This is a genomic window from Rhodobacteraceae bacterium M385 (assembly GCA_025141835.1).
Lineage (GTDB): Bacteria > Pseudomonadota > Alphaproteobacteria > Rhodobacterales > Rhodobacteraceae > Gymnodinialimonas.
On record CP081102.1, the window covers coordinates 1,674,316 to 1,692,777 of the forward strand.

Consider the following 18,462-nt stretch of genomic DNA (forward strand, 5'->3'; position numbering starts at 1 on the left):
GGGCACATTCCATGCCCGTTCAGGGTATGTTCTATACATGTTCCGAATGTTCTGTCAACGAATCATCAAAACATCTTGTTAAGCGGCACATACTCCACGATGTCGCCCACCCGCGCGCGCGGCGCATCCACCGGGCGCACCAAAAGGCCCGAGGCCCCCGAAAGGACGGTCAACAAAGAGCTGTCCTGACTGCCGTAGGGCGTGATTACAGGCAGGTCTTCCCCGGCGCTGACATCGGCACGCATGTAATGTTCGCGCGGGCCATTGGCGTCCAGATCCACCCCAAGACGCGCGCGCATCCGAGGCCGAGCCCCGGCGGGAAGGCCCATCATCGCGTGCAACATGGGGATCAGAAACAGCTCTCCACAGACCATGGCAGAGACCGGATTTCCCGGCAGCCCCAGCAGTACGGCATCGCCTAAACGCCCGGCCATCAAGGGTTTTCCGGGCCGCATCGCCACTTTGTAGAAGGCCCGGTCCAAGCCCCGCGCGGCGGCGACATCGCCCACCAGATCATGATCCCCAACCGAGGCACCGCCCACGGTCACAATCAGATCGGCCCCTTTGGCCAGATCAAAGACCTGCTCCAGGCTGTCGCGATTATCGCGGGCAATGGGCAGCAAACGCGCCTCCGCGCCCTCGGCCTCGATCCGGGCCTTCAGCCCATAGGTGTTGGAGGCGATAATCTGGTCCGGGCGCGGCTCTTCCCCCGGCGTGACCAACTCGTCCCCCGTCGCGATCAGGGCAACTGAGGGTTTGCGCGACACCGTCAGCAAAGGCACGTTCATCGAGGCGGCCAAAGCCACATCCGCCGGAGACAGACGGCGCGGAGCCTGCATCGTGTCGCCCGCCACGAAATCTGCGCCCGAGGGCCGGACGTTATGGCCCGATCCCAGATCACGCCCCAGCGTGATGCGGTCACCGTCGCGGGTCACGTCCTCTTGGATCACCACACGGTCGGTGCCTTCGGGCAGGGGCGCACCGGTGAAAATCCGCAGCGCCTCTCCGGGGCCGATGGTGCCGTGCCAGTAATGGCCCGCGGGGGCCTCGCCCACCACCTTCAGACGTCGGCCGGGAATAGCCTCCATATCGCGGACCGCATAGCCATCCATCGCCGAGGCACTGAAAGGCGGCTGGTCGCGCGTCGCGGTCACAGGCGCCGCCAAAACGCGCCCCCCCGCCGCGGTCAACGGCACGGTTTCCGTGCCAACCGGGGCGGCCAGCCCAAGACAAGCCGCCAGCGCGTCCTCGACGGAGATCATGGGGTTGGCTCCGCCTTGGCCGCCTCAAACCGCCCCGACTTACCGCCATCCTTCAGGACAACACGTAAGCCCCCGACTTCCATCGTCTTTTCTGCCGCCTTCAGCATATCATACACCGTCAGTGCCGCCGTAGAGGCCGCCGTCAGGGCCTCCATCTCCACGCCCGTCTGGCCCGAGGTTTTCACCGTCGCTTCGATCCGTACCCCCGGAAGATCCACGTCCACGCGCAGGTCCACGGCCACCTTGGTGATCGGTAGCGGATGACACAGCGGGATCAAATCGGCGCAGCGTTTGGCCCCCATGATCCCCGCAAGCCGCGCCACTCCCAACACATCGCCCTTTTTGGCGGTGCCTTGGGCGACCAATTCTAGGGTCTCAGGCTGCATCGTCACATAGGCTTCGGCCACGGCAATCCGGTCCGTCACAGCCTTGCCCGAGACATCGACCATATGGGCGCGCCCCTCTCCATCGAAATGGGTCAGCTCCGCCATCAGAGGCTGCCCTTGGCGACGGGATCAGCCAGAAGCGCCCTTGTGGCTGCTTCCACATCCTCTTGCCGCATCAAGCTTTCGCCGATCAGGAAACTCCGCGCGCCATAGCCCGCCATATCGGCCAGATCAGCCGGCGAGAACAGCCCCGATTCCGAGATCACCATCCGCTCCTCCGGCACCCGCGCCGAGAGGCTGCGCGTGGTCTCAAGCGAGGTCTCGAACGTGTTGAGGTTGCGGTTGTTGATCCCCAATAGCGGCGACTTCAACGCCATCGCCCGGTCCAATTCGTCACCGTCATGAACCTCGATCAACGCATCCATCCCCCAATGGCGCGCCGCATCTTCCAGCTCCGCCGCCTGCATGTCGCTGACCGACGCCATGATGATCAAAATGCAATCGGCCCCCCAGGCTCTCGCCTCGGCCACCTGATAGGTGTCGTAAAGAAAATCCTTGCGCAAACAGGGCAGGGCGACCGCCGCCCGGGCCGCCACCAAAAACTCAGGCGCCCCCTGGAACGAGGGCGTGTCAGTCAACACACTCAAACACGTCGCCCCGCCTGCCTCATAGGCACGGGCCAACGACGGCGGATCAAAGTCAGCCCGGATCAACCCCTTCGAAGGGCTGGCCTTCTTGATCTCGGCGATCAAGCCATATCCAACATCCTGTGCCGCCCATAAAGCATCGGCAAACCCCCTCACGCGGGGGGCGGCTTTCGCGGCCTCCTCCACCTCGGAACGGGGACGGGCGGCCTTGGCGGCAGCGACTTCTTCAAGCTTGTAGGCTTTGATCTTATCAAGAATGGTGCTCATGTCTTCCCCATACGCCATCGCCCGCCCCCCGCCAAGTCACGGGACCACCGTCTGCGGCATTGCTCCTTCATCTTGGCCAATACACCTCCGGGGAGAGCGTCTTTTTCCCCGAAAAAGCCGATCAGGGGCAGAGCCCCTCGCGCCTTTGGCGCCAAGGGTGTCCTGCCGTAGGCGCAATTTCATAAAGGGCCTTAACGCCCCCCCGATCGGCGTTGTCCAGCCGAGGTGACCCGCGCCACGGCTTCCACCGCGCGTTTGGCGGCGCCGCTATCGATGGCTTCTCGGGCAATCTCCACCCCGTCTCTCAACTCTGTCACGCGGCCCGCCACAATCAATGCCGCCGCGGCGTTCATCAGCACCGCGTCGCGGTAAGCGCCCGGTGCGCCGTCCAGCAGGTCGCGGAAGGCTTGGGCGTTCTCGTCCGGGGTGCCGCCCAAGATGTCACGGAACGGATGCACGGGCAGGCCCGCGTCCTCGGGGTGCACAACGCGCGAGCGCAACACGCCGTCCTTCAATTCCACCACATCGGTCTTGCCCGAGATCGAGATTTCGTCTGTCCCGTCCGAGCCATGGACCAACCAGGCCGCCTCGGACCCCAATTCCTTCAACGTCTCGGCCATCGGGTAAATCAGGTCGATCGCGAAAGCCCCGGTCAACTGGCGCTTCACGCCTGCGGGGTTGGTCAAGGGCCCAAGGATGTTGAAAATCGTCTTGCAGCCAAGCTCTTGCCGGATCGGCATGACGTGTTTCACCGCCGGGTGATGCATCGGGGCCATCATGAAGCCGATACCTGCCTCCTTCAGCGACGCCTCTACCACGTCGGCGCCGACCATCACCTCGATCCCCATCTGGGTCAGCACATCGGCAGCCCCGGATTTGGACGAAAGGTTGCGGTTGCCGTGCTTGGCCACGGGCACGCCAGCGCCCGCCACCACAAAGGCCGTCGCGGTGGAGATATTCAGCGTCCCCATGCCGTCACCGCCGGTGCCCACGATATCCATTGCCCCCTCGGGCGCATTCACGGGCACGCATTTTTCGCGCATCACCTGGGCTGCGGCAGCATATTCCGCCACGGATTCGCCACGCGCGCGCATCGCCATAATCAACCCACCCATCTGCGCCGCCGTGGCGGTGCCGTCGAACAGATGGCGGAACGCCTCTTCCGCTTGGGCGCGAGACAGGGGCCCTTCAGAGGCCGCAAAGATGATCGGCTTCATGGACTCGGATGCGGATACGTCGGTCATGCGGGTTCTTTCGTGATTTTCAGGAAATTCTCTAGCATTGCGTGGCCGTGCTCGGACCGAATGCTTTCGGGATGGAATTGAACGCCCTCGATCGGCAATTCCTTGTGGCGCAGGCCCATGATCGTGCCGTCGTCCAATTCTGCGGTGATTTCCAGGGCATCGGGCAGGGTGGCGCGGTCCACCACAAGGCTGTGGTAACGGGTCGCGTTCAGGGGCGACGGGAGCCCGTGGAACACGCCTTTATCGGTGTGGTTCATCGCCCCCAACTTGCCATGGACGATCTCGGCGTGTTGCACGATTTTGCCGCCAAAGGCCTCTCCAATCGTTTGGTGGCCCAGACAAACGCCCATCAGGGGCATTCCGGCCCCCGCCGCGGCCTTCGTCAAAGCCAGACAAATGCCCGCATCCGCCGGATAGCCGGGGCCGGGGCTCAGCACGATCCCGCTGGCACCCGACGCCATCGCGTCCTGCACCGTGATCTTGTCGTTGCGCACCACGCGCACATCAGCCCCCAGCTCGCCCAAATAATGCACAAGGTTATAGGTAAAGCTGTCGTAGTTATCGATCAGGAGAAGCATCCCGGTATTCCTTGAAAGGGGGCCGCAAAAAAAGGTTAAAGGCGGCGCGCGCCCACGCTATACATGTTTCAAAGCAAGGGGCAGGGGTCAAGCGGACGGCTGCATTGCGACAAATAAGAGCGCGCAGAGACGCAATCTCTGCCGACACATGCGCGGGCGCTGTCCGGGCTGAGCAGACAGGAGCAGGACCATGGGCGGTCTGAGTATCGGTGTATTTTGGGGAACTTTGGTGTCGGCAGTGGGCCTTGCGGCCTTGTCGCTAAGCTCTCCCTTGCCGCCACGGGGCGACGATACGGGGCAGGCGGGCGCGGCTGACGCGCCCGCGGCAGTTGTGGAAGAGATCGCGACAGCGCCGGAGTCTGAGGAGGCCGAAGCCGAAGCGCCGGCGGCAGAGCCGGAAGTGGCCCCCGAACCGCTTGCCGAAGAAGCGTCAGAGGCAATGTCGGAAGCAGGGCCAGAAGCCGCACCGGAACCAGCACCGGAAGCAGCTTCACAAGTCGCGCCAACACAAGAAAGTGCCCCGGCCACGGAGGTCCCACTTCCGTCAGGGTCCGAGTTCAACCGCCCCCCGCCAGAACCCGAAGCTGCCCTGCCTGCGCCCGACGTCGCACCGGCCTCCACCGCGCCGCAAGCCCCCGCGATGGCCAGCGACGGGGCAGCACCAAGCCTTGATACCGCGCCCGCCGCGCAACCTGCCGTTGATGCCGTGGCCCCGGCGGCCATTACCGCTGAGGCGACAGATGCCGAGGCACCAGCAAGCCCTGCATCCGCCCCTGCGCCATCGGTCGCAAGTGGCCCCGCCGCGTTGAGCGAGCCCGCGACGAGCGAGACCCCGCAAGTGAGTACAGCGCTTCTGCCACAGGTGGCAGACGCCGAGCCGGAAGCTCCAGATACGCCGAGGCTGCCAACCGTCGGCGAGCCGGAACAACCTGAAGAAGACGCCGAGCAAGAGGTCGCTGCGTCGACCCTGCCGACGGTGTCGGGGGGCAGCGGATTGCCAACGGTCGCGCCCTTGATTGCGCCCGTGGAGCCGGAAGTCGAAGCAGAGGCGGAAGCGGAAGCAGAGACAGAAGAAGTGATTGCGGATCTGCCCGCGATCCAAGCCTTCGCCACACCATTTGATGAGGCTGAGACACGGCCCCTGATGGCAGTTGTCTTGATTGATGAGCCGGGTAGCCGGATCGATTTGGAGACGCTGACGCGGTTCAGTTTCCCCGTGGCCTTCGCGATTGATCCGCTGCACCCTGAAGCGGCCGCTCGGGCGGCGGCGTATCGTGCGGCAGGGTTCGAGGTTGTCGTTCTGGGCTCGATGATCGCAGAGGGTGCCACGGCGGTGGATACCGAAGTGGCCCTTGCCGCCGCCTTGCAGACCTTGCCCGAGGCCGTCGCCGTGATCGACACCCCCGAGGGCCGTATTCAAGGGGATCGCCCGGTATTGGATGCCACGGTTGGCGCCTTGGCCGAAAGCGGCCATGGGTTGCTGGCCTTCCCTCGCGGGTTGAACGCGGCGGAGCAGACGGCGTCACGGGCGGGCGTACCGGGCGCGACGGTGTTCCGCTTCCTTGACGGAGAGGATCAGCGCGCCACGGTTATCACCCGCTTCCTATCGCGTGCGGCCTTTGCGGCGGCACAAGAAGGGACAGTGATTGTGGTCGGACGCACACGCCCCGATACCGTGACGGCGCTGTTTTCCTGGGCCTTGGGGGGGCGCACAGAAGCGGTCGCTTTGGCGCCGCTGTCGGCCACAATGATGCGGGCGGCGGAGTAGGGTTCAGCCGTGGGCGTCGTTTGTTTGGCGCGATAGGCTTGCCTTCGGCAAGAGACGCGCCTGCGGCGCGGGGTGCTGGTGGCGCCTTCGGCGATTATTTCGTTTGAAGAGAGGGGCTTTGCCCCCGTCTGAGGCTAAGGCCTCAGCCTCCCCCACGCTCCCGCGGGGGGATATTTCTGGAACGAGGAAATAGGGCGTGGTGTGCAGACGGGGTGTCAGGAATTGCCACGGGTGAAGAGGCTGGCATCTTCGGCGGCTTTGCGGATGGCACGGGATTTGTTCACGGTTTCCATGAACTCGGCCTCGGGGTCACTGTCGTAGACGACGCCGCCGCCCGCCTGGATATAGAGCTTTTCGTCCTTGATGACAGCGGTGCGCAGGGCGATGCACATATCCATGTCGCCACCGGCAGAGAAGTAGCCGACGCCGCCGCCATAGACGCCGCGTTTTTCGGGCTCTAGCTCATCAATGATTTCCATGGCGCGGACTTTGGGCGCGCCGGATACGGTGCCCGCAGGCATGCCTGCCATGAAGGCTGACAGGGCGTCTTGATCCTCGGCCAGTTCGCCCACCACGTTGGAGACGATATGCATCACGTGGCTGTAGCGTTCGACGATGAATTCCTCGGTCGGGCGTACGGTGCCGATTTTGGAGACTTTGCCAGTGTCGTTGCGGCCCAGATCCAGCAGCATAAGATGCTCGGCCAATTCCTTTTGATCGGCCATCAGATCGGCCTCCAGGGCGCGGTCTTCTTCCGGGGTTGCGCCGCGGGGGCGAGTGCCGGCGATGGGGCGGATTGTGACCTCATCCTCGAACACGCGCACGAGGATTTCGGGAGAGGCGCCGACGACCTGAAAGCCCCCAAAGTTGAAGTAGAACATGAACGGAGAGGGGTTGGTGCGGCGCAGGGCGCGGTAGAGCGCGAAGGGGGCGGTGGGGAAATCCACGCTCCAGCGTTGGGAGGGGACGACCTGGAAGATGTCGCCCTTGCGGATGTAGTCCTTGGCGGTTTCCACTGCCTTGAGGTAGCCGTCGTGGGTGAAGTTCGAGACAGGCTCCCCCAAAGGTTGCGCGTCGCCCATTTCACGGGCCGCCACGGAGGGCGCGCGTTCCAGATCGCGCAGGGCGTCAGACACACGCTCAGCCGCTTGGGCGTAGGCGGCACGGGCCGACAGGCCCGAGGATTGCCACGCGGGGGAAACGATCGTGACCTCGCCCTTGACGCCATCGAGCACGGCGATGACCGAGGGGCGGATCAGGACCGCGTCGGGCAGGCCCAGTGGATCGGGGTTCACGTCGGGCAGGTGTTCCACTAACCGGATCATGTCGTAGCCGAGGTAGCCAAACAGGCCGGCGGCGGCGCCGGGCAGATCCTCGGGCATGTCGATGGCGGATTCCGCCAGAAGGGCGCGGATCGCGTCCAAAGGGGCCTCGGCGCAGGGCTCAAACGTGTCACGATCATAGCGGGCGGCGCGGTTGATGTGCGCGTTTTCGCCGTGGCATTCCCATACCAGATCGGGCTTCATGCCGATGATGGAGTAGCGGCCACGCACTTCGCCGCCGGTTACCGACTCTAGAATGAACGCATCGCGCCCGGCGTCCGTCAGCTTGAGCATGACCGACACCGGCGTATCCAGATCAGCGGCCAGCCGGGCGTGGACCAGTTGGTTTTCCCCCCGCTCCCACGCGGCGCGGAAATCCTCAAACTCGGAGAGTTGCGCCATCGGGACCGCCTTAGGGGAAGGAGGCGTGGACCGAGTTGATCACGCCCTGATTGGTAGAGATGCCCGCATCGGCCTGAAGGGCCTGACCGTAGGCCTCGAAAATATCGGTGGCCATGGATTGGGCGATGGTCTGGTTCATGATCGTCAGCAGGATCGAGGTGTCGGGCGCATCGCGCACACCCGAGTTGATCGCCTCGAGCCGCACGATGTGGGCGGCGTCGGCACCGGGGATCATGACCACGTCGCCTGCGTCTTCCAGTTGAAACACCTGTGCCACAGTAGTGGCGGGCAGGTCGGGCAGCAGGTCCTGGCGGCGGATCAGGCGTTCTTCCGCCGTATCGCCAAGGTCTTCTAGCGCCGCGCCTTGGGCCAGTTGCGCCACCAGTTGCGAGGCACGGTCTGCCACGGCTTCGCGCAGGGCAGTGGCCTGCCAGGCATTGGCGACGTCTTGTTCAATTTCAGCCAGGGGCGGCAGGGACGGGGGCACGATTTCGTCCAGACGCAAGGCGAAAAGGCCGCCATCGCTAAGGTCCAGCAGCTCTGGAAAATCGCTTTCCTCCACCGCCGCTGCGGCATCGCGGAAGTTGTCGTAGGCGGCAATGCCATCCTCAGAGGCGATGGTGTAATCCAGCGTGCCCAGGGTCATCTGTGTGTCCGCGCCCAGTTCTTCCAAGGTGGCACCGGAGGCCAGCAGATCGTCGATATCTTCGCGCATATCGTCGATGGTGCGGCGGGCACCTTCTTGGGCCAGCTCTGCGCTCAGGTCATCGCGGGCGTCTTCAAACGGCACTTCCGAGGCTTCAAGCACGGCGTTCACCCGGAAGATCGCAGGTCCCAGGGCGGTGGGCACGGGCCCCAGAAGCTCTGCCTCATCGTCGCCGAAGATGATCGCGGCGGCGGCGTCGCTCAGGTCCTCTGGGGCGATTTCGCCCAGATCCACATCCTCCAGCGTCAAATCGCGGTCGGCGACCAAGGTGTCGAAGTCGGTTTCCTCGGCGGCAATGGCATCCAGCGCCTCTTGGACCGCTTCGTCCGAGCTGAAGACCAGCCGTTCCAGCAGGCGACGCTCTGGCTGGACGTACTCATCAATGCGGTCGTTGTAGAGCGCCAAAAGCGCCTCTTCGTTGATCTCCACGTCATCCATAATGTCCGAGGGGATGATCCACGCATAGGTGATGCGGCGGGCCTCGGGGCGGGTGAACCGCTCTGGGAACTGCTCATAATAGGCGGCCAGTTGTGCGTCGGTTGGATCGGCGATCGGCTCGGGCAGGTCACCTTCGGTCACGGCGAGGCGGATGAAATCGCGGGTCTCGGCCTGATAGGCAGTGATCGTTTCGGCGAAGAGTTCAGGCGGGGTCAGCCCGCCAATCACGGCCGTTTGCAACAGGGCGCGGGCGACATCCTCGCGGGTGTCTTCCTCAAACTCACGGGGGTTAGAGCCTTGTTGTTGCAGAACAAACTCATAGGAGTTGCGGTCGAATTCGCCCGACGTGTTCTGGAACGCCTGCACCTGTGCGATCTGGCTGGCCACTTCGCCATCCCCCACCGAGATGCCCATTTCGGCTGCTTCATGGTTCAATGCCGCGCGGGCGGTCAGCCCTGCCAAGACCTGCTCATCAATGCCGCGCGCGCGGATTTGCGCGAAGGACACGGCCTGCCCGGTTTGCGCGGATTGGGCGTTGATCTCATTGTTGAGGGCGCGGAAGTAATCTTCTGCGGTGATCTCGGCGTTGCCGACAGACCCCACCCGTGAGGCCCCGCCGCTGAACGAGCCGATGCCGAAACCCGCAAGGGCAACAAACAACAGGCCCATAAGGATCCAGACGAACAGGTTCGAGACTTTTTTCGCAGCAGAGGTCGCCATGTGGATCAGGCCCTTTCAGTGGCAATGTGTTACGCAAACGGATACGCATTTGGCCCAATGGGGGCAAGGGTGTGCTGGCCGCCGGGGCGGCTAATCAGGCGCTCAATGGGGCCAGGCGGGTCACAAGATCGCCAAGTCCGGCACGATCGGCATTGGCAAAAGCGATGCGCAGGGTCGCTTCGGCCTGTCCCGAGCCGCCCTGTTCGCGGCTGGGGCCAAACATCGTGCCGGGCAGAACCAACAGGCTCGCCTCATCCACCAACCGCTTGGCCACAACGTCAGAGGGCGCGTCGAACGGGTGGCGCACATAGGCAAAATACGCGCCCGACCCCAAAAGCTGCCACTCGGGCAGCCGCGCAAATCCCTGTCGCACGGCATCGCGGCGCGCCAAAATCTCCAGCCGCTCTCCGGCAAGCCAATCGCCCAAGTTCTGCATCCCCCAGAGCGCGCCGATCTGGCCAATCTGCGGCGGGCAAATGGCGACAGTGTCGAGAAATTTCTCAACCTCAGCCAAGCGCTCGGGCGAGGCCATGATCGCCCCCACCCGGTGCCCGGTCAGACGATAGGCCTTCGAGAATGAATAGAGGTGAATGAACGTGTCGTCCCACTCATGGTCCTCAAACAGCCCGTGCGGCGCCGCGTCCGAGGAATGGAAATCTCGGTAGGTCTCATCCACAATCAACGCCAAGCCATGGGCCCGCGCCAAATCCCGGAACGCGGCCAATAGGGCAGGGGGATATTCAACGCCTGCTGGGTTATTCGGGCTCACCAAAACAATCGCTTTGGTCCGTGCCGTGATCAACGCCGCCGCTGCTTCAGGGTCCGGCAACAGATCATCGCCCGTGGGCAAATACCTTGCCTTCACACCCTGCATGTCCAACCACATTTGATGGTTGAAATAGAACGGCAGCGGGATAATCACCTCATCGCCCGCCTGTGCAATCGTGGACATGATCGAGGTGAACGCCTGATTGCACCCGGAAGTAATCGCCACCTGCGCCGGCGCAATCTCTCCCCCATAGGCCTTGGACCACTGCGTCGCCAGTTCCGCGCGCAGCGCGTCATTGCCCAAAACCGGCCCATAAAGATGCGCCAAGGGATCGCTCAAAATCGCCTCCGCCATGGCCGCCATCAACCCTTCGGGGGGCGGATCAACGGGGGCTGCTTGGCTGAGATTCATCAAGGGCCGCGTATCTGGGAACACCTTCCCCTCAATCCAGCGCCTTGCCTCCATGACCGGAGGCGCAAAGGTCGCTTTCATATTTGGGTTCAAAGGATTCATCTCGCGTTCCCCTCAAAGGAAACGCGCCGCGCTCCCCCCTTCATCTTGGCAAATACAACTCAATCCCAGCCTAAGCCACGGGCCCAAACGTCAACCATTCGGGCGCCGTCTCAAGCTGCAAACCGACTATCAGGCCCCTAAAACGGAATTTCGTCATCCAGATCGGCACCACCGCCGCCGCCGCCAAAGCCGCCACCGCTACCATTACCGCCGCGATCGTCGCCGCCAAAGCCGCCGCCCGATCCGCCGCGGTCGTCATAACCGCCGCCGCCACCACCGTAGCTGCCGCCGCCACCGCCGCCCGATCCGCCGCCGTCGCGTCCGTCGAGCATGGTCAATGTGCCGCCAAAGCCCTGCAACACAACCTCGGTCGAATACCGATCCTGACCGCTTTGGTCCTGCCATTTGCGGGTCTGCAACTGGCCCTCGATATACACCTTGGAGCCCTTGCGCAGGTATTGCTCTGCGATCCGCACCAGACCCTCTTGGAAAATCGCAACGCTGTGCCACTCCGTCCGCTCCCGGCGTTCGCCGGTGTTGCGGTCTTTCCAGGTTTCCGACGTGGCGATGCGCAGGTTGCAGACCTTGCCGCCGTTTTGGAAATTGCGCACCTCGGGGTCGCGCCCCAGATTGCCGATTAGAATGACTTTATTGACGGACCCGGCCATCACTTTCCCCCTCGTGGATTGCTGACGCGCCCCGATTCCGGGCGCGTGATTGGTTTCCGGTTAGACCACCCGATTAAGGTTAAGAAAACCCTTAAACCTTGCCCGGTAATCCTCCCCCTAGGAATAACCGCCCTCACAGGCTATATTCTGCGGGATTATTCCCAAGCGATCCGAGGCTTGATGCTTTATTCTCGTCTGTTCCCCGCTGCCCCGCACGGTCCCTTGTTGCGGATCGCTGCGATTTTCAGCGTCCTCTTCACCCTGCCTGCCATGGCGCAAAGCGGTTTGGACCGTCTTGACCGCGCCATGGGCGTGCTCGATGGCCGTGCGGCCACGCAATACGAATTCTCATCCCGTCTGCGTCCCGGCTCGGTCGAGACGCGTGGGCTTCCGGCCTTTGAAGGCGCCTACGATGGCCCCTTCCTTGAAGTCGCAAGGTCGGCGGCGCGCCGCCATGGCGTGCCTGAGGATCTTTTCCTGCGTCTCGTGCAGCAAGAATCCGGCTGGAACACCGCAGCGCTCAGCAGCGCGGGCGCGATCGGACTGGCGCAGCTGATGCCGGGCACGGCGGAAATCCTTGGGGTGGACCCTTCCGATCCCGTCGCCAATCTTGATGGGGGCGCACGCTATCTGTCGCAACAGTTCCGCCGTTTTGGTACATGGCGACTGGCCTTGGCCGCGTATAATGCAGGCCCCGAGGCGGTCGAACGCCACGACGGCGTCCCCCCCTATGACGAGACCCAACACTACGTGCGCGTGATCCTTGGCACACGAAGCTAAGCGGCCCAAGGGCAGCCGGCCCGAGCCTCAGCAGGCTGAGACCGGGCAGCCGGATACCGAAGTGTTTCGTCTCGATTGGGTGTTGCGCGTGTTGGAGGCGGTGCTGTTTTGCTGTCTGTCCGCGTTGATCCTGTTCTGGATCTCGGACCGGATGCGCGATGTGGGGTTTGAGCCCATCGCCGTGACCCCCTGCGTGGGTGAGGAATGCACCCCTTACGTCGGTCCCTACAGGGGTAGCACTTGGGCGGTCTTCTCCGATGCGCTGTCGCCGTCCGGCCCCACGGCCTTGTCCAACATCAACATTTGCACGCAATTGATCGAGACCCTTGAGATGCGTGGAGAAGACGGCGACGGCGTGGCCCGCGTCCTTGATCTGATCACCAATCGCGGCACCGTCACGGTTGAGAGGGTGGACGAGGCGACCCTACGCATCGGTCCAGGCTCGCGCAATGATGGGTTCTTTGACGTGATCCGCGATGGGCTGTCGATGGGCACCTCGAAGGGGTGTTTTCCGATCAATTACAAACCCGTCTTCTGGCCCCTTTGGGCATCGTGGTCATTGCTGGCGGGCCTGCGTCTGTTGCGGGGCCGTCAAAGGGTTTGGGCCGAGCGTTAGTCCGGGGCCGTAGGCGGCTCCTCATCGGCTTCAATCTCTGCGCCAAGGGCTATCAACCGCTGTTTCAGGGTGTCCGCGACCGGATCACCGGCCTCCAGAGCGTGGACATAGGCGTGGGTCAGGTAGAACGCCGCGCCTTGTTGCGTCGCCTCCGCGTCGGCCGCTTGCATATATAGGGTGATGACCTGCGCCCAATCGCCCGTTTGCTGCCCGTGGTGCAGGGCAGCTTCAAATCGCGGGTAGGACACGGCGCTACTGTGCCGCCTCGATCTTGGCGGCTATCCAGGCGTGAAACAGGTGCGTCGGCCCATCCATCGCCGGAGAGAACCTTCCGCCGTCAAAGCCCTCGGCCGCGCGGCCCCGCTGCATCCCCTCCACCACGAAGATATCTTCTTCGAAAACGTCTTTCCATTGCCGCGCGTTCTTAGCCCGCAGGGCGGCGTCTGTGTCGGGCGTGGGGTAATAGATATGCACATGTTCGCGGGTGCGATTATGGGCGACGGGTTCCAGCACAATGGCATAGGCGTGGTCCCGGTGAACGCCCATCAACACGTTGGGAAAGACCGAGATATACTCTGCGCCCGCATCCCAATGGCTGCTGAGCCCTTGGAAATCGGGGAAGGTGGCCCCGTCGTCACCCTTGAGTTGCCGGTAGACATAGGTGCCTTGGCCCGAGAAGTGGCCCGGTTCTTCGATATGATAGTGGTCCTCCAGGCGGGAATAGGTGTTCAGCGCGGGATGAACCCAAGGCAGGTGATAGCTTTCACAATAGTTCTCGACTGCCAGTTTCCAGTTCGTCGTAAGATCGAGGGTGAAGCAGCTGTCCGCGCCGCCGTGGTACATGGGCTGATCGAATTCGGCCCATCGGGTTAGAAGGTCTGCGTGGACGTCTTCAAACGGGGCAGCATCGCCCGAGAGGTTGATGAACACGACATCGCGCCAGACGTGGCTGCGCACTTCCGCCAAGCCTAGGGTGGCACGGTCAATGCCGGGGTGGGCGTTCTGGCCCGGTCCGCCCACATGGGGAGTGGCCACCAGCTTGCCCGATTTGGCGTAGCACCACGAGTGGTAGGGGCAGCGGATCGCGCCTTCGATCTTGCGGGGCGCATCCACAAGGATCATGCCGCGATGGCGGCAGATGTTGAAGAACACGCGCACCCGTTTTTCGTCATCGCGCAACAGGAGAAGCGGCTGGCCCAAGAATTCGATCGGGCGGGCATCTCCGACCTCCGGCACGTCTGCCGCGACGGCCAAAGCGGCCCATTGCTGGCGAAGCACTGCGTTGTTTTCCGCGATGATCGTGGCTGGATCGGTGTAGTGGCTGTTGGGCAAGCCACGGGCCCGGTCGATGGGGGCGGTCACGTCGGCGAGGGGGCGGATCAGATCATCTGGCATGGCACATGCTCCGGCTGTTGGCTGCCCCCAGCGTGGGTTTGCGGGGCACTTACGTCTTGCCAATCCGCGACAATTCCATGGCTCCCAAAGACATGGAGAAGCCTAGCGGTGCCTAGACGCTGCCCAACAGGTCCGTCACCGGGGCGCCGGGAGGAAGGTCCAATGCCACCCGCAGGGCGGCGCGGCCACGGGCCAGGCGCGACGTGACCGTACCCGGCGCGAGGCCGGTTTTCTCGGCGATCTCGGCGTAGCTTAGGCCGTCGATGGCGCGCAGTCGCAGAAGGTCTTGTTGATCTTGGGGCAGGGCTGCTAGTGCCTCTAGCGCTTCGGCGCAGGCAAGCCGCGTGGTGCTGTCAGACCCGCGTGGGGCGACCAATTCATCTGGTTCGACTTCGGCAGACGGGGCTAGGGCGCCCCGGCGATAGGCCCGGTGGCGTAGGGTGGCGAAAGCATAGGCACGCACATCGTCAATCGGTGTGGCATCGGTGCCGTCTTCAAAGGACAGGGCCATGCGCGACCAGACCCGGAGCAGCGTTTCCTGGACCAGATCATCGGCCTCATCCGCCGAGCGGGCCAACCGCCGGGCCGAGCGGCGCAAATCCGTGAGAAGCGCGGTGAAAATACGCGTGTGAGGGAGGGCGACGGCGGTTCCATCCTGGCGGGGGAGCGGGTGAGCGTGGGGCATGGGGGCCTCGGTAAATTTGGGGTTCCGTGAGCACCCATGACGCTGCTGCGCCTTGCGTCATGCCGCAAGGCGGCAGACGCGATCCGGGCGGGCCTTGCCCCAAAGCCGCCCATGGCGGGCAATCCATTGCCGATGCCGTGGGGGCTCGGCGGGACGTTGCAGGCACGGCGCGGACATTTGAGCAAAGCGCCGCCGATCCCGGCCAGCGCGAGGACACGGGCGGATGAAAAGCGCGCGCCAGGGCTCTTCCCTTATAGATGCCCCGCTAATGAGGGCGGTGCGCATCTGACACGTAACCAAATGAAGGACACCTTTCATGGACACGACTTTTGACACGGCACGCCTCAAGGCATTCACCGCAGCGGCCGCCTTTGGCGCGCTTGTGGCCAGCACGAGCCTTGCCACGGCCCAAGCCGCGGCCGTTGATGCCGATGGTGACGGAATGGTCAGCTTCACGGAACTGCTGGTCGTCATGCCTTCGCTGAGCGAGGCTGAGTTTATGGCGCTCGATGCCGACGGCGATACACTCTTGAACGGCGCAGAAATTGAAACGGCGCAGGAAGCTGGCTTGCTGCCCGTCGAATAACGCATCCCCCTTCTTGGCCCGCCCTCCCCAGGTTACTGCGGCGGGCCAAGGACGCGGCGCGGGGGCGGGGCAGACGGCCCTCGCGTCGTGGAGGCTTTGCCGATGGGGCGGCAGAGTTTTTTGCAAAAAACTCAGGAAAAGCCTTGCAAGGCTTTTCGGGGAAGCCTTTTGCAAAAGGCTTTGTAAGAGCCTTGCAAGGCTCTTACGCCGAGGTCAGCCGCCGAGCAGCGGGTCGGCGACGGGGGCGTAGCCCGGCAGGCGTCCACGGTTGAGGCCCCAGACTTGGGAAAGGTAGGCGCTGTCTGCCACGATGACGCTGTCAAGAACGGCCTGTGCCGCGCTGTCTTGTGTGGCGGTGTCAAGCGGTTCCACGGTGGCGAATGACAGCACGATATCGCTGTTGGCGATCTCATAGGTCGCGAAGTGTACCAAGATCTCACCAAACACGCCGCCGCGCCCGACATTGGCGAAGACCACGCCTTCCGATCCAAAGTGGGCATGGATTTCGGCCAGTGTCGTTTCTCCGAAGACGAACCCGTCGATTTCTGTGGCAACAGGGCCGGGCGTGGTGGGGCGTATTTCCATGAACGACACGGCCCCGGTTTCGCTATCGGCGATCACCGTCACCATCGAACCGTTAAGCTCAGCCCAGATCGAACGGGTAAACGGCGCTTGGGTTTGTGTGTCGTCGGGCGTCGGCAGCCCTTCGGGGATCGGCTCTCCGAAGGTGATGCCGTGCAGGGTCTGGCCCTTTGCGGGCAGGGCCGCGACGCCTGCCAGAACGCTCAGCGCCAAGAGGAGGCGTCGCATAATCAGGTGCCCCGAGCGATGGCCGCCACGCCCGTGCGGGCCAGCATAACCTCGCCCAAGGGGCGCATCAGGTCGCAGAAGGCGTCAATCTTCTCGGGCGTGCCGGTCATCTCGAACACGAAGCTTTCCAGCGTGCTGTCCACGACATTGGCGCGGAAGATCTCGGCTGTGCGCAGGGCCTCGACCCGCTTTTCGCCCGTGGCGATCACTTTAATCAGCGACAATTCCCGAGCCACGAATGGGCCGTCCACGGTCAGGTCGGCGACTTCATGCACCGGCACCATGCGCCCCAGCTGCATCTTGATCTGGTTAATCACCTGCGGCGTGCCCGACGTCACGATGGTAATGCGCGAGCGGTGGCCGCCGTGGTCAACCTCGGCCACCGTCAGGCTCTCGATGTTGTAGCCCCGGCCCGCAAACAGGCCGATCACACGGGCCAGAACACCCGGCTCGTTTTCCACCAGAATGGCGAGCGTGTGGGTTTCGATCACATCGCTGAGGTGGCTGCGAAGGTCATAGGCGGAATGGCTGGTGGAGCCTTGTTCGATATTGAGGGCCATGGGGCGGGTCTCCTGCGGGCGCGGCGGGGTGCCTGCGCGGGGTGGTAAGGGGATAGGGTTACGGGATGAGCGAGGGGAAGGCCTCGGACAGGGGGATAGGAAAAGGGATCGGGGCGGCGCGGGGGCCGTCAACAAATGAACTCGGGTGTCGAAGGGAGGCCAGTTCTTCGGCAAGCACAAGGCTGGCGGCTGTGAAGACGGCATCTCCCAATTCGTCCAGCCGCGCCGTAACCGGGGCTTCGCGGTCGCTATCTGGGTGCGCTACGAAGTCGAGGATCAGGGCCGTGCTGGCCTCTGGGCCAATGTCGAAGACCAATGAAAAGCGGCTGTCGCTGAAGGCTTCTATCGACAGCAGTCCTTGAGTGGCGAGGATTGTATCCGGTTCTCCAAGGCGCTCCAGGACATCGCGCAAAGTCATACTCTGAACCCGTAGGCCGTCGCTTTGCGGCGCTGAGCCGGCATCAGAACTGGCAAAGCTCGCAAGAAAGTTGATTGTACCCGAGGCAGAATAAGACACGGAGAGTCGGTGCCCATGGGGCAGCGGATAGGTCGCGTGAGTCCCATCTTGCGACGAAGAAAATTCCAACGGCTCGCCGATAGGCCCCAGCGCAGAGGCGGGCATGCCGGGGCGCAACCCCCGAAAATCCTGCGCCGATGCGGGCAGGGCGCAAAGCGCCAGAAGGGCGGCCAAGCGGATCATGAGATTGGCACGCCGCACGCAGGTTCGGGCGGCAGTTGTGGGAAATCAGCGTCGAAGGATTCCAGCGTCTGGAACGGATGCTCAGGCAGATTGAACGGCGGCTCACCATCGCGCAGCCCATAGCGATCACCGGGGAAAACGCCACCCTCAACCACGGTTTCAAACAGGTCCAATTCGTCCCAACAATGGAAACCGCCGGGGTCAAGTGGACCAAAGCCACCGGCCGGATATTCATAGCAAACCTGCGCGCCGCCGATGGGTAGATCAAACAGCTCTCTACTATCCAAGCCCCCATCGCGGCCCGTGTCGTTCGAGCCATCATTTTGCAGCTCTCGCAACTCGGCATCGGAGTACACACCCCACGACCCCACAATCACATCGGGCAGGTCATGATACCAAAGATAGGCCGTCCCATCGCCCGCCGTATATTCGATCTGATTGCCCGAGCTGTCGTAGAAATGCACCGTCCGCCCGCAGAGCAGGTCGAAGAGAGCGTCGACGTTGGCTTGGGCGTTGGCGGGCAGGGCGAAAATCGTCAGCGCACAAAATGTGGCTGAGGTCAGGCCGACCCGCCGGTTCGGGGTCTTGGTTTCATATGAACCTGCCATTCTGGGGCTCCATCATCGGGTTAAGCTTTTGT

General features: G+C 63.4%; 21 protein-coding genes. 5 read left to right on the top strand and 16 right to left on the bottom strand.

Annotated features, from left to right (window positions below; genetic code table 11):
• Positions 1 to 65: 65 nt before the first annotated feature.
• The 5 genes from K3728_08180 to K3728_08200 form a co-directional block, all read right to left on the bottom strand.
• Positions 66 to 1,262, bottom strand: a complete 1,197-nt coding sequence (locus K3728_08180) for a molybdopterin molybdotransferase MoeA (GenBank protein ID UWQ97178.1) — start codon at positions 1,260 to 1,262, stop codon at positions 66 to 68.
• Entirely contained in the window at positions 1,259 to 1,753 is a 495-nt protein-coding gene (moaC, locus tag K3728_08185) for a cyclic pyranopterin monophosphate synthase MoaC (GenBank protein UWQ97179.1), read from the bottom strand. Before moaC ends, K3728_08180 begins: the two co-directional genes overlap by 4 nt.
• Complete coding sequence (gene trpC / locus K3728_08190) at positions 1,753 to 2,562, bottom strand: indole-3-glycerol phosphate synthase TrpC (protein UWQ97180.1); 810 nt, start codon at positions 2,560 to 2,562, stop codon at positions 1,753 to 1,755. Before trpC ends, moaC begins: the two co-directional genes overlap by 1 nt.
• Before the next feature lie 191 nt (positions 2,563 to 2,753).
• On the bottom strand, positions 2,754 to 3,806 hold the full coding sequence (gene trpD, locus K3728_08195; GenBank protein ID UWQ97181.1) for an anthranilate phosphoribosyltransferase: 1,053 nt from the start codon (positions 3,804 to 3,806) through the stop codon (positions 2,754 to 2,756).
• Positions 3,803 to 4,384 (bottom strand): aminodeoxychorismate/anthranilate synthase component II, encoded by a 582-nt coding sequence (locus tag K3728_08200; protein UWQ97182.1) that lies wholly within the window; start codon positions 4,382 to 4,384, stop codon positions 3,803 to 3,805. Before K3728_08200 ends, trpD begins: the two co-directional genes overlap by 4 nt.
• 190 nt (positions 4,385 to 4,574) lie before the next feature.
• On the opposite strand from K3728_08200, the gene K3728_08205 reads away from it, so the two are divergent.
• Positions 4,575 to 6,152 (top strand): divergent polysaccharide deacetylase family protein, encoded by a 1,578-nt coding sequence (locus K3728_08205; GenBank protein UWQ97183.1) that lies wholly within the window; start codon positions 4,575 to 4,577, stop codon positions 6,150 to 6,152.
• Between the two features lie 215 nt (positions 6,153 to 6,367).
• Here the strand turns inward: K3728_08205 and trpE are convergent, their stop codons facing one another.
• From trpE to ssb, 4 genes are all read right to left on the bottom strand, one after another.
• Entirely contained in the window at positions 6,368 to 7,876 is a 1,509-nt protein-coding gene (gene trpE / locus K3728_08210) for an anthranilate synthase component I (protein UWQ97184.1), read from the bottom strand.
• Positions 7,877 to 7,886: 10 nt separating this feature from the next.
• Positions 7,887 to 9,740: a SurA N-terminal domain-containing protein gene (locus K3728_08215; protein ID UWQ97185.1), complete on the bottom strand. Its 1,854-nt coding sequence runs from the start codon at positions 9,738 to 9,740 to the stop codon at positions 7,887 to 7,889.
• Between the two features lie 94 nt (positions 9,741 to 9,834).
• Entirely contained in the window at positions 9,835 to 11,022 is a 1,188-nt protein-coding gene (locus K3728_08220) for an aminotransferase (GenBank protein ID UWQ97186.1), read from the bottom strand.
• Positions 11,023 to 11,159: 137 nt separating this feature from the next.
• A complete protein-coding gene (gene ssb, locus K3728_08225) occupies positions 11,160 to 11,693 on the bottom strand; it encodes a single-stranded DNA-binding protein (protein UWQ97187.1) in 534 nt (177 codons plus the stop codon).
• A 177-nt stretch (positions 11,694 to 11,870) separates the two neighbouring features.
• On the opposite strand from ssb, the gene K3728_08230 reads away from it, so the two are divergent.
• Both K3728_08230 and K3728_08235 read left to right on the top strand, forming a co-directional pair.
• Complete coding sequence (locus K3728_08230; GenBank protein UWQ97490.1) at positions 11,871 to 12,470, top strand: lytic transglycosylase domain-containing protein; 600 nt, start codon at positions 11,871 to 11,873, stop codon at positions 12,468 to 12,470.
• On the top strand, positions 12,454 to 13,086 hold the full coding sequence (locus K3728_08235) for a hypothetical protein (protein UWQ97188.1): 633 nt from the start codon (positions 12,454 to 12,456) through the stop codon (positions 13,084 to 13,086). Before K3728_08230 ends, K3728_08235 begins: the two co-directional genes overlap by 17 nt.
• Here K3728_08235 and K3728_08240 read toward each other — a convergent pair.
• The 3 genes from K3728_08240 to K3728_08250 all read right to left on the bottom strand — a co-directional run bounded on the left by K3728_08240 (position 13,083) and on the right by K3728_08250 (position 15,166).
• A complete protein-coding gene (locus K3728_08240) occupies positions 13,083 to 13,307 on the bottom strand; it encodes a hypothetical protein (GenBank protein ID UWQ97491.1) in 225 nt (74 codons plus the stop codon). The two genes, K3728_08235 and K3728_08240, sit on opposite strands and share 4 nt — an antisense overlap.
• 31 nt (positions 13,308 to 13,338) lie before the next feature.
• Positions 13,339 to 14,481, bottom strand: a complete 1,143-nt coding sequence (locus K3728_08245; protein UWQ97189.1) for an aromatic ring-hydroxylating dioxygenase subunit alpha — start codon at positions 14,479 to 14,481, stop codon at positions 13,339 to 13,341.
• Positions 14,482 to 14,593: 112 nt separating this feature from the next.
• Positions 14,594 to 15,166, bottom strand: coding sequence for a sigma-70 family RNA polymerase sigma factor (locus K3728_08250; protein UWQ97190.1), 573 nt, complete (start codon positions 15,164 to 15,166; stop codon positions 14,594 to 14,596).
• Positions 15,167 to 15,192: 26 nt separating this feature from the next.
• Between K3728_08250 and K3728_08255 the strand changes: the two genes are divergently transcribed.
• Both K3728_08255 and K3728_08260 read left to right on the top strand, forming a co-directional pair.
• Positions 15,193 to 15,393, top strand: a complete 201-nt coding sequence (locus tag K3728_08255) for a hypothetical protein (protein ID UWQ97191.1) — start codon at positions 15,193 to 15,195, stop codon at positions 15,391 to 15,393.
• 89 nt (positions 15,394 to 15,482) lie between these two features.
• Positions 15,483 to 15,752, top strand: coding sequence for a hypothetical protein (locus K3728_08260; protein ID UWQ97192.1), 270 nt, complete (start codon positions 15,483 to 15,485; stop codon positions 15,750 to 15,752).
• A 213-nt stretch (positions 15,753 to 15,965) separates the two neighbouring features.
• On the opposite strand, the gene K3728_08265 is transcribed toward K3728_08260, so the two are convergent.
• Genes K3728_08265 through K3728_08280 form a run of 4 tightly spaced genes read right to left on the bottom strand, consistent with a single transcriptional unit; the run spans position 15,966 to position 18,430 of the window.
• A complete protein-coding gene (locus K3728_08265) occupies positions 15,966 to 16,562 on the bottom strand; it encodes a hypothetical protein (GenBank protein ID UWQ97193.1) in 597 nt (198 codons plus the stop codon).
• A gap of 2 nt (positions 16,563 to 16,564) precedes the next feature.
• Positions 16,565 to 17,122, bottom strand: coding sequence for an acetolactate synthase small subunit (ilvN, locus tag K3728_08270; GenBank protein ID UWQ97194.1), 558 nt, complete (start codon positions 17,120 to 17,122; stop codon positions 16,565 to 16,567).
• A gap of 58 nt (positions 17,123 to 17,180) precedes the next feature.
• Complete coding sequence (locus K3728_08275) at positions 17,181 to 17,822, bottom strand: hypothetical protein (protein ID UWQ97195.1); 642 nt, start codon at positions 17,820 to 17,822, stop codon at positions 17,181 to 17,183.
• On the bottom strand, positions 17,819 to 18,430 hold the full coding sequence (locus K3728_08280; protein ID UWQ97196.1) for a hypothetical protein: 612 nt from the start codon (positions 18,428 to 18,430) through the stop codon (positions 17,819 to 17,821). The genes K3728_08275 and K3728_08280 overlap by 4 nt, the downstream gene beginning before the upstream one ends.
• Positions 18,431 to 18,462 lie beyond the last annotated feature (32 nt).